Source organism: Comamonas sp. UBA7840, from assembly GCF_002501455.1.
GTDB lineage: Bacteria > Pseudomonadota > Gammaproteobacteria > Burkholderiales > Burkholderiaceae_C > Comamonas > Comamonas jiangduensis.
In genome coordinates, this window is the sequence record NZ_DLTI01000043.1 from 15274 (window position 1) to 29761 (window position 14488).

Here is a 14488-nt window from a genome sequence, read left to right on the forward strand (position 1 = left end):
TAGCGCTTTTTTGTGGGGTGCCGTGCTGGCGCAGCACCCGTGATGCATCGCGTTGGCGATGACGCATTAGAAGGCTGGAACGACAGCGCCCTTGTACTTTTCGATGATGAACTTTTTGGTCTCTGGCGAATGCAGAGCCTTCATCAGTTTGGCAATGTCAGCGTCATCAGCGCGATCCTTGCGAGCGGCCACGATGTTGGTGTAGGGCGAATCTGCACCTTCGATGAACAGCGCATCCTTGGTGGGATTGAGCTTGGCTTCAATTGCGTAGTTGGTGTTGATCAGCGCCAGGTCCACGTCGGCCAGGGCGCGGGGCAGCAAAGGCGCTTCCAGTTCCTTGAACTTCAGCTTCTTGGGGTTCTTGACCACGTCCAGCGCAGTAGCGGTCAGGTTGCTGGGGTCTTTGAGCTCAATCAGACCTTGCTTGGCCAACAGCAGCAGGGCGCGCCCACCGTTGGAGGGGTCGTTGGGGATGGCCACTGTGGCGCCGCTCTTGAGTTCAGCCACGTTTTTGACTTTCTTGGAGTAGGCACCAAAGGGTTCTACGTGCACCTTGCCGTTGGGCACTTGCACCAAGCTGGTCTTGCGGTCTTTGTTGTAGCTGTCCAGGTACGGTTGGTGCTGGAAGAAGTTGGCGTCCAGTTGCTTGTCTTCCACGGCGGCGTTGGGCTGCACGTAGTCGCTGAATTCCTTGACTTGCAACTCAATGCCGTCCGCCTTGAGCTGGGGCTTGATGAAGTTCAGGATTTCTGCGTGGGGCACGGCAGTGGCAGCCACTTTCAGAACGTCGGCGGCTTGGGCGGACAAAGCCAAAGTGGCAATGGCTACGGCGGTCAGGGTCTTCTTCAACATATTGATTCCGTTCAAATAACAGTTCAGTGCTGTGTTGTCTCAGCCCTGTGCGCACCGATTGCGGCTTCAGGGTGTGGGGCAAGTGTAATCTTGGTGCTGCAGTCCGCTAAGTAACTTTTCCTAATTTGGTTATAAAGAAAGTGGTTTTTATGCAATTTATTGCGTTTTGGAGTGTCTGTGCAGCCTGAAGACTTGGAAAAGCTGGTGCGCACCCGCATGCCGTTTGGCAAACACAAAGACATGCTGATCTGTGATTTGCCCGGTAACTATCTGGCGTGGTTTGCGCGTGAGGGCTTCCCCGCTGGGGAGATCGGCCAGCTGCTGCAGCTGATGCATGAGTTGGATCACAACGGCCTCAAAGACTTGCTGGCGCCTTTGCGCATGCAGCGTTAGCGCGAACGTGGCTGGCGCTGGGGCTGTGCCGGGGCGGTAGTGCAAAACGCCCCACGGCGCAAACCTGTGGGGCGTTGGATGCCAGCGCGTGCCGTGTGAATTACATGGCGGCAGCGCGTGCTGCTTCGGCCTTGGCCTTGGCTTCGTCCAGCTTCTTTTGCAGCGCAGCAGCTTCGGCTTCGGCGGCCTTGGCTTCTTCAGCGGCCTTGGCCTTAGCTGCGGCGTCTGCTTTGGCTGCAGCATCGTCACCGCTGAAAGCGCCAGCGATGGCGTTGCCAGCCACGGTGCCTACGACGGCGCCCGCAGCGGTAGCGGCCATGGTGCCCATCAGGCCTGAGCCTGCAGGACGTGCGGCTGCCACGGGTGCAGCAGCAGGTGCTGCAGCGGCTGCAGGTGCGGCTGGAGCGGGTGTTGCTGCTGCCGTAGGCGCTGCGGGGGTTGCAGGCTTGGCGGGGGCTTTGTTGATGGCAGCGGGGCGCACCGACTTGCCACCACCCATGCGCTTAGCGTGGGCCAGCGAAGGGGCAGCCAAAGCAGCAACAGTTACGGCGATCACAGAAGCGGTGGTGCGAAAAGATGTTTTCACTGAGGTTCCTGAATAAAGGATTTCAATTGAAGGGTCATGTAAGAACCGCAGCACGCAGCAGTGCGTGCTGTTGGGTAGTACATGGGGGATGAGAGGCAGATTTCAAGCCACAAGTTCCCGTTGATCGGGAATGCGGCGGTGCCTGCAGAGCGCACACCTTGGAATATTGCGTTATGGGTGTGCGCGATAAATTCTAAGGCCTTGGCACGGGGTTGGATAAAAAAATAGCTGCAAGCGCTTGAATACAAAGGTTTTTGGATAGTTATCTATCTCAAAGTCTTTTGCAGTCAGCGCAAGCAGCTACTTTTTCTGATGCGTGCGGTATGCAGCCGGGGGCTGCAGCGATGGACGGTGGTGGATGGCTGGCTATTGCAGAATTTCCAGCAGGCGGTCCAGCCCCCCTTCATTGATGCAGATGTTGGCCTCTGCGCGCACGCGGGGCTTGGCGTGGTAGGCCACCGACAGGCCAGCGGCTTGCATCATGGGAATGTCGTTGCTGCCATCACCCACGGCAATGCATTGCGATGGTGCAATACCCAGCAGGCTGGCCACTTCCAGCAGCGTGCGGCGCTTTTCGGCGCCATCACAAATATCGCCCCATGTCTGCTCGACCAGGCCGCCGGTCACTACGCCGTCTTGCATCTCCAGCACGTTGGCGCGCACAAAGTCGATGCCCAGCAGGCCGCGCACATGTTCTGCAAAGTAGGTAAAGCCACCCGACACCAGCAGCACCTTCAGGCCTGCGGCTTGTGCGGTTTTGACCAGTTTTTCGGCCCCGGGCGTCAGGCGCAGGCGCTCGGCCAGCACGCGGGACATGTCGGCTTCGGTCACGCCCACCAGTTTGCCAACGCGCTGGCGCAGGCTGTCTTTGAAGTCGGTGATTTCACCGCGCATGGTGGCTTCGGTAATCGCGGCCACTTCGGCCTTTTTGCCCGTCACATCAGCAATCTCGTCAATGCACTCGATGGTGATGAGCGTGGAGTCCATGTCAAAAGCCATCAATTTGTAGTCGCTGAGCTTTTGCGGGGCGGTGGTGTTCTGGATGGTTAGACCGGGGGCGAATTCGGTGGCAGGCATGGACTCGGATAGCGACAAGGGGGTTGCAAAGCAGCCCCGGCACCGAAGGCGGCGGCCGGGGCTGCGGGAGATTATCGCGGTTCTCGCACGACTGCGAGGTGCAATCGGTCATTACTGGGGCTGGATGCCCGCGGCTTTGACCAATTCGGCGTGCAAGGCAATGTCTGCAGCGATGGTGGCTTTCAAGGCATCGGGCGTGGAGGGCGCAGGCTCCATACCGCTGCTGGCCAGCTTGGCCTGAATATCGCCTTGCAGGGCTTGGTGCACGGCAGCATTCAGCTTGGCTGACGATGTCGGCAGGGGTATTGGCGGGCGCCAGCAGGTCCTTCAGAATTGGTAGCTGCTGGCGTATGTCTGGCAAAGGGTTCATCCCTTTTTTCCATATAAATACAAGTCGTCTGACCACGTCGCCAGCCATTCAGGCTTGTAGGCCACAAATACCGCACACATCATGCCGGTGACCACCGCATCTCCCCATGCCATGAGCCAGCGGGCGATGGTCGAGAGGTCTTCATTCACACCGGGCAGCTCATGTCCCAAGGCCGCAGAGAGCATGCCGGCCGCAAACAAGCTCAGCACCGTGCCCACAAAGCCGCGGCCAAAAATATAGACAAACACCTTGGTGCCCAGCCAGCGGCGCAGCAATGCGCCCCAGAGCATGGCGAATGTGGCAGGCACGATGCCGTGCCATACGGTCAGGCGCAGCGCTTCTTCAGCGCCCAAACCCGGGGAGAGCACACAGGCCGTCGCACCGACCACGCACAGCGCGGGCACGGCCAGCGGCCAGCCCAGGCACATCATGACCAAACAAGCGCCCGACCATTGCAGCTGCAGCTGCAGCGGCATCTGGTGCAGCGTGGGCAGTGCCCACAGCCATGGCAAGACCACCACGGTTGTCAATAGCGGGGTCCACAGCGGGCTGCTGTCACCATGGTCTTGGGTGACCAGCGCTTTGCGGTTGCGCAGCAATTGCCAGGGGCGCAGGGCCAAGGCAGCCACCAGGGCGACGAGAAGGAGAGATGCATCCAGCATGCGGCAATTGTGCGCGCTGGCTGCCCACTGAGCGCGCCCGCTGGCGCGGGGTGGGCTTGAGCTGTATCAAGCCTGCCGCTTGCTGCGCCTACTTCGCACCTCTCCTGCTCGCAGGGCGGGCATTGGCAGTGCGCGCAACCATGCTTAAGCCTTGCTGGGCGTGCCCAAGCTGCGCAAGATGTCGCGCACCATCTGGGCGCGGGCCTTGGGGTCGGGCAGCTCGCGCTCAATGCGCAGCTTGTCGTTGCCTGCCAGCTTGATGTGCTTGTTCTTCTGAATCAGACTGATGATCTGCATGGGCTCGACCGGCGGGTTGGGCTTGAAGGTGATGTTGATCACCCCCGGTGCCGCATCCACCTTGACCACGCCATAGGGCTCGCACAGCACGCGCAGGCGGTGGGTGTCGATCAAGGTCTGGGCCTGTGCGGGCAGCTTGCCAAAGCGGTCCACAATTTCTTCCAGCAGGTTGTCGATCTGGTCGGTGGTTTTGGCCGTGGCCAGCTTTTTGTAGAACGACAGGCGCAGGTGTACGTCGCCGCAGTAGTCGTTGGGCAGCAGGGCCGGGGCGTGCAGGTTGATCTCGGTGGTGGCTGCCATGGGCGACAGCAGGTCGGGCTCCTTGCCCGCTTTGAGGCTGCGCACAGCCTCGGCCAGCATCTCGTTGTAGAGCTGAAAGCCGATTTCCATCATGTTGCCGCTCTGGTTCTCGCCCAGCACCTCACCCGCACCGCGGATTTCCAGGTCGTGCATGGCCAGATAGAAGCCGCTGCCCAATTCCTCCATTTGCTGGATGGCGTCCAGGCGCTGCTGGGCCTGCTTGGTCAGGCTTTCAATGTCGGGCACCATCAAATAGGCATACGCTTGGTGGTGGCTGCGGCCCACGCGGCCGCGCAGCTGGTGCAGCTGCGCCAGGCCGAACTTGTCGGCACGGCTGATGACGATGGTGTTGGCTGAGGGAACGTCAATGCCCGTCTCAATGATGGTGGAGCACAGCAAGATGTTGAAGCGCTGCGCCACAAAGTCGCGCATCACCTTTTCCAGCTCGCGCTCGGGCATCTGGCCGTGGGCCACGGCGATGCGCGCCTCGGGCAGGATGGCTTCCAGGGCCTGGCGGCGGTTCTCGATGGTCTCTACCTCGTTGTGCAGAAAATAGACCTGGCCGCCGCGCTTGAGTTCACGCAATACCGCCTCGCGGATCACCCCTTGGCTTTCCGAGCGCACAAATGTTTTGATAGCAAGACGCCGTTGCGGCGCGGTCGCGATCACCGATAAATCCCGCAGCCCCTCCAGCGCCATGCCCATGGTGCGCGGGATGGGGGTGGCGGTCAGCGTCAGTACGTCCACCTCGGCACGCATGGCCTTCATGGCCTCCTTGTGGCGCACGCCAAAGCGGTGCTCCTCGTCGATGATGAGCAGGCCCAGGTCCTTGAACTTGACCGAGCTGGACAGCAGCTTGTGCGTGCCCACCACGATGTCCACCGAGCCTTCGCCCAGGCCCTGCAGCGCTGCATTGACCTCTTTGGTGGTGCGAAAGCGCGAGACTTCCGCAATCCGCACGGGCCACTTGGCAAAACGGTCGACCAGCGTCTGGTAGTGCTGCTCGGCCAGCAAGGTGGTGGGGGCCAAAAAGGCGACCTGCTTGCCACCCATGGCGGCCACAAAGGCCGCGCGCAGGGCGACTTCGGTCTTGCCAAAGCCCACATCGCCGCAGACCAGACGGTCCATAGGCTGGGGGCTGACCATGTCGTGGATTACGGCATGGATGGCGGCCTTCTGGTCGGCGGTTTCTTCAAAGCCGAAGTCGTTGGCAAAGACTTCGTAGTCTTGCGCGCTCAGGCGGAAGGCGTGGCCCTGGCGCGCGGCGCGGCGCGCGTAGATGTTCAGCAGCTCGGCAGCGGCATCGCGCACCTGCTCGGCTGCCTTGCGCTTGGCCTTTTCCCACTGGCCGCTGCCCAAGCTGTGCAGCGGGGCAGATTCGGGCGTGACTCCGGTGTATCGGCTGATGTGGTGCAACTGGCTGACGGGCACATACAGCACGGCATCTTTGGCGTATTCCAAATGCAGGAACTCCTGCAGCGCGGGTGTGCCGTCTTCGTTTTTCTGGCCCACATCCATGTTGATCAGGCCGTGGTAGCGCCCAATGCCGTGCTGGCTGTGCACGACTGGGTCGCCCACCTTCAGTTCAGACAGGTCCTTGATCAGCGCATCCACATCGCTGACCTGCTCCTGCTTCTTGCGGCGGCGCGTGGTGCCCGTGGTGGCAAATAGCTCCGTCTCGGTGACAAAGTCAATGCCCGCCTCGATCCACGCAAAACCACGCATCAGGTTGGAGGTGGCAATACCCAGTGGTTCGTGGGCTTTGCTTTGGAACTCAAACAACGAGTCAAACGCCGGTGGGCTCAGTTGTGAAGAGCGCAAAAAGTCCAGCAGGCTTTCGCGGCGGCCATCGCTTTCGGCCAAGATCAGCACGCGGCGTTGGGCGCTTTGCACGTGCTGCTGCAGGCGCTGCAGCGGGTCATCGGCGCCGCGCACCACCGACAGGTCGGGCAACTTTTGGAAGATGGCGCTGTCTGCCACATCGTCCACGCCGGGGCGCAGGGCCAGTTGTGGGTAGGGTTTGGCGCTGGCGTAGAATTGGTCGGCGCTCAAAAACAGCGACTCGGGCGGCAGCGCGGGGCGCTCGGGGTCGCCTTGCACCAGGCGGTAGCGTTCCTTGGTGTCTTGCCAAAAGCGGTGAAAGGCTGGCTCCAGATCGCCGTGCAGCACCAGCATGGCGTCGTCTCCCAAATAGTCAAAGACGGTGGCGGTGTCGTCAAAGAACAGCGGCAGGTAGTACTCAATACCAGCGGTGGCCACGCCCGCGCCCATGTCTTTGTAGATGCGGCTGCGCGTGGGGTCGCCTTCGAGCAATTCGCGCCAGCGGCTGCGAAATTTGGCGCGCGCGTCTTCGTCCATGGGGAATTCGCGCCCGGGCAGCAGGCGCACTTCCTTGACAGTGTCCAGGCTGCGCTGGCTGTCCGGGTCAAACACGCGGATGGAGTCGATCTCGTCGTCAAACAGGTCCACGCGGTAGGGCACGTCCGAGCCCATCGGAAACAGGTCAATCAGCCCGCCGCGCACGGCGTATTCGCCATGACTCACCACCTGGGAGACATGCTGGTAGCCCGCCAGCGTCAGCTGGGCCTTGAGCTTGGCTTCGTCCAGCTTTTGGCCTTGCTTGAACTCGAAGGTATAGCCAGCCAGGAACGATGGTGGCGCCAGCCGGTACAGGGCCGTGGTGGCGGGCACCAGCACCACATCGGCCCCGTGGGCGTGGTCGCGCTGGCGAATGCGCCACAGCGTGGCCAGGCGCTCGCTGATCAGGTCCTGGTGCGGCGAGAACGTGTCGTAGGGCAGCGTTTCCCAGTCGGGGAACAAGGCCGTGCGCAACTGGGGCGCAAAAAAGGCCATCTCATCGATCAGGCGCTGGGCATCGCTGGCGTCAGCGGTGACGATGGCGGTGATGCGGCCCGCCGATTTCTCGCGCGCAGCCAGGCGTGCCAACAGCAGGGCATCGGCGCTGCCTACGGGCGTGGGCCAAGAAAAACGTTTACCGGGCGAGAGTTTGGGCAAATCCATGGGGCCAGAAATCCTGATGCGGCAGGCGCAATGCCTGCAAAAAAGCGCCAATATGTACGGCACGCAGCCATGCTGTGCCATGGCCGACAGGCACGCCATTTCCTGAGCGATGCCGGATAGTGGGCGCGCATCCCGCGAACCTGCGGGAAATGCAGCGTGCAGCCGTGGCTGGCAAGCAGGCGATTCTAGAATGCTGCGCATGACAGATATGTTTGCTGCCGCGAAAGCGCCTGGTTCCCCGCAGGGTCGTTTCTGGGGGCTGATTCCGTGCGCCGGTGTGGGCGCGCGCGCCATCGCCCCCGGAGCGCCCACGCCCGATCTGCCCAAGCAGTACCAACTGGTAGCGGGGCAGCCCTTGGTGTTGCACACCTTGGCCGCGTTTGCGGGCGTGCAACGCTTGGCGGGCACGCTGGTGGCAGTGGCACCCCACGATCAGTTTCTGGATGCTTACGCCAGCCCTGCATGGTTTCATCTGCCTTGCGGGGGGGCAACGCGTGCTGACACGGTGATCGGCGGCTTGAAAGCCTTGCTGGCACGGGGTGCGGCGCAGCACGACTGGGTGCTGGTGCACGATGCGGCGCGGTGCCTGGTCACCACCACCCAGATTAACCAGCTGATGGACCAGTGTGAGGGCGACAGCGTAGGCGGCCTGCTGGCGCACAAGTTGCCTGACACGTTGAAAACCGCCGTCACCGGCCCCAGCGGGGTGCGCGTGGCGGCCACGGTAGACCGCAGTGACAAATGGCTGGCGCAAACGCCGCAGATGTTCCGCCTGGGCGTGCTGCTGGATGCCTTGAGTCGCCTGGGCGTAGCCGCCACCGATGAGGCCAGCGCCATGGAGGCCATGGGCCACCGGCCCAAGCTGGTGCCTGGCGGCGCGCAAAACTTTAAAGTCACCTACCCCGACGACTTCGCCCTTGCCGAGGCGGTGATTGCCCAGCGCGGCGGCAGCGCGACGCTGGAGCGCTTCAAAGGCAAGCGCTCCAGTCCTGCACCCACTGGCAATCCGTTTTTCTGACGGCGCTGTGAATTAATAACCAAATTGGTCGCTAGCCCGTAAGGGATAAGCGTGAATAGCTATGAATTTTCGTATTGGTGAAGGCTGGGATACCCACGCGTTGGTGGAGGGCCGCAAGCTCATCATTGGTGGGGTCGAGATTCCCCACGACAAAGGGCTGCTGGGCCATTCCGATGCCGACGTGCTGCTGCATGCCATCACCGACGCCATTTTGGGCGCAGCGGGGTTAGGCGACATTGGCCGCCACTTTCCCGACACTGCGGTTGAATTCAAGGGCGCAGACTCTTGGGTGCTGCTGCAAGAAGCCACGCGCCGTGTGCGCGCAAAGGGCTGGGAAATTGGCAACATTGACAGCACCGTGATTGCGCAAAAGCCCAAGTTGGCCCCCCACATTCCTGCCATGCGGCAGCGCATTGCGCAGGCGCTGGGCATCGCTGAGGATCAGGTGAATGTCAAAGCCAAAACCGCCGAGAAAATGGGTCCGGTCGGCGAGCTGCTGGCGATGGAGGCGAATGCCGCGGCGTTGATTTACAAGCAGGGCTCGTAAATCAACAATAGGAGCTGTCAGCGCTTGCTGCATAAGCGCTAGACCCATTTTTGATGCCTAATGGATGCCTTAATGAAAAAGCCCTGAGGCCTTAGTCTCAGGGCTTTTTTTTGGGCGTGCAGCCTGCAATGTCTTTGGCGAATTTACCCCGCTGCATTGGGCGGCAATTGCCGTTTGACCTGGGGGCGCTGCAGGCGGTGCTTGGGGTCTTGCCCATCAGGCACTTCCGTCACACGCTTGAGCTGGATGTTGGAGGCCAGGCCGCCCGCATTCGCGTTGGTGATGGAGAAGATGCCGCCCATGCGCTGCACGGTTTTGTCCACAATCGACAGCCCCAGCCCTGCGCCTGCAGCGGCCGTGCGGGCAGAGTCCCCACGGAAGAAGGGCTGAATCAGCTGCGGCAGTTGCTCGGGTGGCACACCCGGGCCGTGGTCGCGCAGGCGCATCAGCACCCAGTTTTCACGGGTTTTGATGGTGATGTCGACATAGGCGGTGTCGGTGTCCACGGTTTTGCCGTAGCGGCGGGCGTTTTCCAGCAAGTTGGAGATGACGCGCGCCAGCTCCACCTCGTCGGCCATCACGTAGATGTCGTCCGGGATGGACATGGTGATTTGCAGCTCGCGGTGGTTTTGTACGGCGTACACGCAGGAGGCCACCACCGCGTGCAGGTTCACCACGGTGAGCGTGACGTGATCGGGGCGTGCGTAGTCGAGGAATTTGTCAATGGTGGCATCCAGCTGCACGATGTCGGCCACCATGTGACCGCGTGCCACGTCGTCTTGCACGCTCATCTCGGTCTCCAGCCGCAGGCGCGCCAGCGGGGTGCGCAGGTCGTGCGAGATACCGGCCAGCATCACGGCGCGCTCTTGCTCCAGCTTGGCCAGTTTTTGGGCCATGCGGTTAAAGCCGATGTTCACTTCGCGGATTTCGCTGGTCACGGCTTCTTCATCGAGCTGGCTGGCGGCAAAGTCACCATCGCGCACCCGGTTGGCGGCGTAACTCAGCTGCTTGAGGGGCCGGTTGATCAGGCGCGCGATGACAGCGGCACCGGCCAGGGACAGCAGCCCGGCGGTGCTGAGCCAAATCAGCCACGTGCGGCCGCTGGCCGTGACGTAGCGGGACTGGTCCAGCAGCAGCCAGTTGGGGTCTTCGTCGATGGTGAAGCTCACCCACAGGCCTTCCTCACCGTTGACTTTGCGCGCCAAGATGGTGTCTGGCCCCAGGCGCGATGTCAGCAGCTCTTCCAGGCGCAGATTGAGCTCGGTGGGCGGCAGCACTTCAAAGGTGTCGCCGGGCTCCCGCGGCTGAATGCGCACGCCTTCCTGATCGGCCATGGTCTTGATCAGCGAGACGCGGGCGATGGCGTCCGAGTGCTGCAGTGCTGCACGGCTGAGGTTGACCAAGGAGGCGATTTGCTGTGCAGTCTGCAGCGTGCGGGGGTCAAACTCCAGCGCTCTGAGGGTTTGCAGCCACGCCAAAATGCTGCCCAGCAACAGCAGTGCCAGCAGGAAAAAGGTGCGCCAAAAAAGATTCAGGCCCACGCGCGAGCGTGCACCTGTGTCGTCAGGGGTGCCGGCGGCCTTGTGGCCCCCAGCAAACAGGGAAGGGCGTGACATGAAAAAACGGCGCGCAAGGCGCCTTTGCCTGAGAGGGGAGAAGGCGCGTGGGGCGCTTAATTGGTGCCATCGGGAACGAACACGTAGCCCACCCCCCACACGGTTTGAATGTAACGGGGCGCAGCCGCGTCTTCTTCGATCAGCTTGCGCAGACGCGAGACTTGCACGTCCAGACTGCGGTCAAACGGCTCAAACTCGCGGCCACGGGCCAGCAGGGCGAGTTTTTCGCGCGACAGCGGCTGACGGGGGTGGCGCACCAAGGCTTTGAGCATGGCGAATTCGCCGGTGGTCAGGGGCAGCTCTTCGCCGCTCTTTTGCAGCACACGGGTGCCCAGATCGAAAGTGAAGGGGCCAAAGGTGACGGTTTCGTTGTCGCCCGAAGGTGCGCCAGGGGCTTCAACCGGTGGGCGGCGGCGCAACACGGCGTGGATGCGTGCCAGCAGTTCACGGGGGTTGAAGGGCTTGCCCAGGTAGTCGTCGGCGCCCACTTCCAGGCCCACGATGCGGTCTACGTCTTCGCCCTTGGCGGTGAGCATGATGATGGGCGTGCGGTCATTGGCAGAGCGCAGACGGCGGCAAATGGACAAGCCATCTTCGCCGGGCATCATCAAATCCAGCACGATCAGATCGACGGTTTCGCGCAGCAAGATGCGATTGAGCGCCTTGCCATCCTCGGCAATCATGACCTCGAAGCCTTCCTGGGTCAGGTAGCGGCGCAGCAAGTCGCGAATACGTGCGTCGTCATCGACGACCAAGATCTTGTCGGTGCGATTGTTGTTGGTTGTGACCATGGATTCACCCCTTGTCCAATTTGTAACAGAGCCGATTCTGACCAGCTTGGCGCCAAAAATTCCCGATTTAGCGCAGGTTTGACACAGTGTTACATGTCTTGCCAAAAAGAGGGGAATGTCTGGCAGGCTATGTGGGTCTCGTCTGGCATGCTTTGCGTGGTTTCTGTAAGTATTTGAGCGCGTTATACCGAGAAAGGGGCTTTGAGATGCAATTTCACCGCAAGAGCGCACATTTTTTGCGTCATTCCTTGGTTGTGGGGGGCTTGGTGGCGGGGGCTGTGGCCAGTGTGGGTACGGCCTATGCCCAAGCGCCTGAGGTGCTGCGCAATGTGGTGCAGCTTTCGGCATCGGGCCAGGTAGAGGTCAGCCAAGATTGGTTGCAGATGAACCTGTCGGCTACGCGCGATGGCAATGATGCGGCGGCGGTGCAAAAGCAGCTGCAGCAAGTGGTGGATGCTGCCATGCGTAGTTTGAAGCCCCAAGCCAGCGGTCAGGCCATGCAGGTACGCAGCGGCAGTTTTGGGGTGTACCCCCGCCACGGCAATGACGGCAAGATCAAAGGCTGGCAAGGCCGTGCAGAGATGGTGGTGGAGGGCAAAGATTTCGCACGCATCAGCGAAGCGGCTGCGCAGGTCAAAGACATGACGGTGTCCAGCATGGGCTTTGGCCTGTCGCGCGAAGGGCGTGAAAAAGTGCAGGAGCAGGCGCAAAGCCAGGCGATTGAGAGTTTTAAGCAGCGTGCCAGTACGCTGGCCAAGCAGTTCGGCTTTCACAGCTATACCTTGCGTGAAGTGAGTGTGAACAGCCAAGACGGTTTTTATGCACCCCGCATGCAGCAGCGTGCCAATGTGGCGATGGCTGCCACGGCCAAAATGGAAATGGCCGACCCCGTGCCCGTCGAGGCGGGTAAAGAGCAGGTGACGGTGAATGTCTCAGGCTCTGTGCAACTTCAATAAAGCTAGCTGCCAGTGCTTGCTGGTATTGCGCTAGAAGGCAAAAAGCCTCTGAAATTTTCAGAGGCTTTTTGCTGCGATGGCGCCAGTGTTTATTGTGCAGCCCAGCCACCGTCCATATTCCATGCCACGCCGCGCACATTGTTGGCGGCAGCAGAGCAAAAGAACACCGCCAACTCGCCCAGCTCTTGGGGGGTGGTGAATTGCATTGAAGGTTCTTTTTCGCCCAGCAGCTGTTTGGTGGCGGCTTCGGTGCTGATGTTTTGCGCCGCTGCCCTGGCATCCACTTGCTTTTGTACCAGTGGCGTGAGTACCCAGCCGGGGCAGATCGCGTTGCAGGTAACGCCTGTGGTGGCGTTTTCGAGGGCGGTGACCTTGGTGAGGCCCACAATCCCGTGCTTGGCCGCTACATAGGCCGACTTTTGGACCGAGCCTACCAAACCATGCACGGATGCCACATTGATGATGCGGCCCCAGTTGGCTTGCTGCATGGCAGGCAGTGCCAAGCGGGTGGTGTGGAAGGCGCTGGAGAGGTTGATGGCCAAGATGGCGTCCCATTTCTCAACGGGAAAGTCTTCCACCGAGGCAACGTGCTGAATCCCCGCGTTGTTCACCACGATATCGAGGCGCCCAAAACGCTGTGCCCCAAACGCCATCATGGCTTCAATCTCTGCAGGTTGACTCATGTCTGCGCCGTGGTAGTCCACGGAAATGCCGTGGGCTTGGCCGGCTGCGGCTACCTGGGCTTTGGCGGCTTCGCTATCACCAAAGCCGTTGAGCAAAATGTTCGCCCCTTGCGCAGCCAAGGCTTGGGCAATGCCGAGGCCAATACCACTGGTGGAGCCGGTAACTAATGCTGTTTTGCCCTTGAGCATCTGAATGCCTCCGCTGAAATATGAATTAGGATGGAATTGGTCGATTATCAAACGCGAAGATGAGGTTGCGCACCCATGATTGAACCTACGCTGAACTACGTAACGTGCCCGGGAGCAGCCCTGAATGGTGGCGCAGTACATCGCATGGCTTACTGGGAGTGGAACCAAACCGGCAACCCTTGGCATCCGCATGTGATGGTGTGTGTGCATGGACTGACGCGGCAGGGGCGAGATTTTGACGTGCTGGCCCAAGCATTGAGTGCGCATGCCCGCGTGATTTGCCCTGATGTGGCGGGGCGCGGTTACAGCGATTGGCTGGCCGAACCTATGCACTACGGGGTGCCGCAGTACACGTCGGATATGGTGGCGCTGTTGCACCAAGTGCACCAAGCCGCTCCCATTCAAGCCCTGGACTGGGTGGGCACCAGCATGGGCGGTTTGATTGGCATGGCAGTTGCAGGCAACCCAGCGCTGCCCCTTCCAGTGCCGGTGCGCAAGCTGCTGCTCAATGACGTGGGGCCTGCGCTGGAGTGGCCGGCCTTGCAGCGCATTGCGGCATATGTGGGAAAGCCCGCGCACTTTGAGACACTGCAACAAGCTGCCGACGCCTTGCAGGTATTGTCGGCAGGGTTTGGCCCACATAGCGCCCAAGCGTGGCTCGCGCTAAGCAAGCCTATGGTGCGCCCGGCCCAAGGCGGTGGCTTGCGGCTGCACTATGACCCCGCGATTGCCCTGCCGATGCAGAGCATGACGCAGGAGCAATCGGCGCGCGGAGCGGAGGTTTTGTGGTCGCTGTATGACACGATTCGGGCCCAAACTTTGCTTGTCCGTGGGGCGCAGTCAGATTTGATTACACAAAACACAGCACGAGCCATGCAGCAGCGTGGACCTCTTGCACAATGGGTGGACCTTGAAGGTGTGGGACATGCCCCCACTTTTGTTGCGGATGACCAAGTGGCCATCGCACGGAATTTCTTGTTGGGTGATGAATGAAAAAAAAACAAAAGACCCTGTTGCGTAAGCCAAGCGCTGCTTGGCAGCAAGCTTGTGCATGGGGGCTTGTATGCGCAGTGTGACATCCTTACCCCCAACAACTGGTGAAGACGGCGCTGTGCCCTCAGGGTTGAGAA

The 14488-nt window shown here is 61.0% G+C and carries 14 protein-coding genes; 5 read left to right on the plus strand and 9 right to left on the minus strand.

Annotated features, from left to right (window positions below; genetic code table 11):
* Window positions 1-66: 66 nt before the first annotated feature.
* Window positions 67-852: a MetQ/NlpA family ABC transporter substrate-binding protein gene (locus B3R00_RS15840; RefSeq protein ID WP_286999811.1), complete on the minus strand. Its 786-nt coding sequence runs from the start codon at window positions 850-852 to the stop codon at window positions 67-69.
* A gap of 177 nt (window positions 853-1029) precedes the next feature.
* Here B3R00_RS15840 and B3R00_RS15845 point away from each other — a divergent pair, with 177 nt between their 5' ends.
* Entirely contained in the window at window positions 1030-1245 is a 216-nt protein-coding gene (locus tag B3R00_RS15845) for a DUF3820 family protein (protein ID WP_286999885.1), read from the plus strand.
* Window positions 1246-1345: 100 nt separating this feature from the next.
* Here the strand turns inward: B3R00_RS15845 and B3R00_RS15850 are convergent, their stop codons facing one another.
* The 5 genes from B3R00_RS15850 to mfd form a co-directional block, all read right to left on the minus strand.
* Window positions 1346-1831: an ABC transporter substrate-binding protein gene (locus tag B3R00_RS15850; protein ID WP_284213847.1), complete on the minus strand. Its 486-nt coding sequence runs from the start codon at window positions 1829-1831 to the stop codon at window positions 1346-1348.
* A gap of 366 nt (window positions 1832-2197) precedes the next feature.
* Window positions 2198-2908: a phosphoserine phosphatase SerB gene (serB, locus tag B3R00_RS15855; protein ID WP_286999812.1), complete on the minus strand. Its 711-nt coding sequence runs from the start codon at window positions 2906-2908 to the stop codon at window positions 2198-2200.
* A 111-nt stretch (window positions 2909-3019) separates the two neighbouring features.
* Window positions 3020-3175, minus strand: coding sequence for a hypothetical protein (locus B3R00_RS15860; protein ID WP_286999813.1), 156 nt, complete (start codon window positions 3173-3175; stop codon window positions 3020-3022).
* A 99-nt stretch (window positions 3176-3274) separates the two neighbouring features.
* Complete coding sequence (locus B3R00_RS15865; protein WP_286999814.1) at window positions 3275-3940, minus strand: hypothetical protein; 666 nt, start codon at window positions 3938-3940, stop codon at window positions 3275-3277.
* 144 nt (window positions 3941-4084) lie between these two features.
* Window positions 4085-7558, minus strand: a complete 3474-nt coding sequence (mfd, locus tag B3R00_RS15870) for a transcription-repair coupling factor (RefSeq protein WP_286999815.1) — start codon at window positions 7556-7558, stop codon at window positions 4085-4087.
* A gap of 199 nt (window positions 7559-7757) precedes the next feature.
* Here mfd and ispD point away from each other — a divergent pair, with 199 nt between their 5' ends.
* Window positions 7758-8576 (plus strand): 2-C-methyl-D-erythritol 4-phosphate cytidylyltransferase, encoded by an 819-nt coding sequence (gene ispD, locus B3R00_RS15875; protein ID WP_286999816.1) that lies wholly within the window; start codon window positions 7758-7760, stop codon window positions 8574-8576.
* Window positions 8577-8637: 61 nt separating this feature from the next.
* The gene (gene ispF / locus B3R00_RS15880; RefSeq protein ID WP_286999817.1) at window positions 8638-9123 is read left to right on the plus strand and encodes a 2-C-methyl-D-erythritol 2,4-cyclodiphosphate synthase; all 486 of its coding nucleotides are present in this window, start codon (window positions 8638-8640) and stop codon (window positions 9121-9123) included.
* Between the two features lie 143 nt (window positions 9124-9266).
* Here ispF and B3R00_RS15885 read toward each other — a convergent pair whose 3' ends face one another.
* A complete protein-coding gene (locus B3R00_RS15885) occupies window positions 9267-10739 on the minus strand; it encodes a sensor histidine kinase (protein ID WP_286999818.1) in 1473 nt (490 codons plus the stop codon).
* Window positions 10740-10795: 56 nt separating this feature from the next.
* Window positions 10796-11530 carry a two-component system response regulator OmpR gene (gene ompR, locus B3R00_RS15890; protein ID WP_284213839.1) on the minus strand — a complete coding sequence of 245 codons (735 nt, stop codon included), beginning with the start codon at window positions 11528-11530 and terminating at the stop codon, window positions 10796-10798.
* A 236-nt stretch (window positions 11531-11766) separates the two neighbouring features.
* On the opposite strand from ompR, the gene B3R00_RS15895 reads away from it, so the two are divergent.
* Window positions 11767-12486, plus strand: a complete 720-nt coding sequence (locus B3R00_RS15895) for an SIMPL domain-containing protein (RefSeq protein ID WP_286999819.1) — start codon at window positions 11767-11769, stop codon at window positions 12484-12486.
* Between the two features lie 89 nt (window positions 12487-12575).
* Here the strand turns inward: B3R00_RS15895 and B3R00_RS15900 are convergent, their stop codons facing one another.
* On the minus strand, window positions 12576-13358 hold the full coding sequence (locus tag B3R00_RS15900) for a 3-hydroxybutyrate dehydrogenase (RefSeq protein ID WP_286999820.1): 783 nt from the start codon (window positions 13356-13358) through the stop codon (window positions 12576-12578).
* Window positions 13359-13433: 75 nt separating this feature from the next.
* Between B3R00_RS15900 and B3R00_RS15905 the strand changes: the two genes are divergently transcribed.
* Entirely contained in the window at window positions 13434-14351 is a 918-nt protein-coding gene (locus B3R00_RS15905; protein WP_286999821.1) for an alpha/beta fold hydrolase, read from the plus strand.
* The last annotated feature ends 137 nt before the right edge of the window (window positions 14352-14488 follow it).

Bases quoted from the DNA above. Each gene is read 5' to 3' on its own strand.
- B3R00_RS15840 (WP_286999811.1), bottom strand. From the start codon at position 852: ATGTTGAAGAAGACCCTGACCGCCGTAGCCATTGCCACTTTGGCTTTG.
- serB (WP_286999812.1), bottom strand. From the start codon at position 2,908: ATGCCTGCCACCGAATTCGCCCCCGGTCTAACCATCCAGAACACCACC.
- B3R00_RS15865 (WP_286999814.1), bottom strand. From the start codon at position 3,940: ATGCTGGATGCATCTCTCCTTCTCGTCGCCCTGGTGGCTGCCTTGGCC.
- mfd (WP_286999815.1), bottom strand. From the start codon at position 7,558: ATGGATTTGCCCAAACTCTCGCCCGGTAAACGTTTTTCTTGGCCCACG.
- ispD (WP_286999816.1), top strand. From the start codon at position 7,758: ATGACAGATATGTTTGCTGCCGCGAAAGCGCCTGGTTCCCCGCAGGGT.
- ispF (WP_286999817.1), top strand. From the start codon at position 8,638: ATGAATTTTCGTATTGGTGAAGGCTGGGATACCCACGCGTTGGTGGAG.
- B3R00_RS15885 (WP_286999818.1), bottom strand. From the start codon at position 10,739: ATGTCACGCCCTTCCCTGTTTGCTGGGGGCCACAAGGCCGCCGGCACC.
- ompR (WP_284213839.1), bottom strand. From the start codon at position 11,530: ATGGTCACAACCAACAACAATCGCACCGACAAGATCTTGGTCGTCGAT.
- B3R00_RS15900 (WP_286999820.1), bottom strand. From the start codon at position 13,358: ATGCTCAAGGGCAAAACAGCATTAGTTACCGGCTCCACCAGTGGTATT.
- B3R00_RS15905 (WP_286999821.1), top strand. From the start codon at position 13,434: ATGATTGAACCTACGCTGAACTACGTAACGTGCCCGGGAGCAGCCCTG.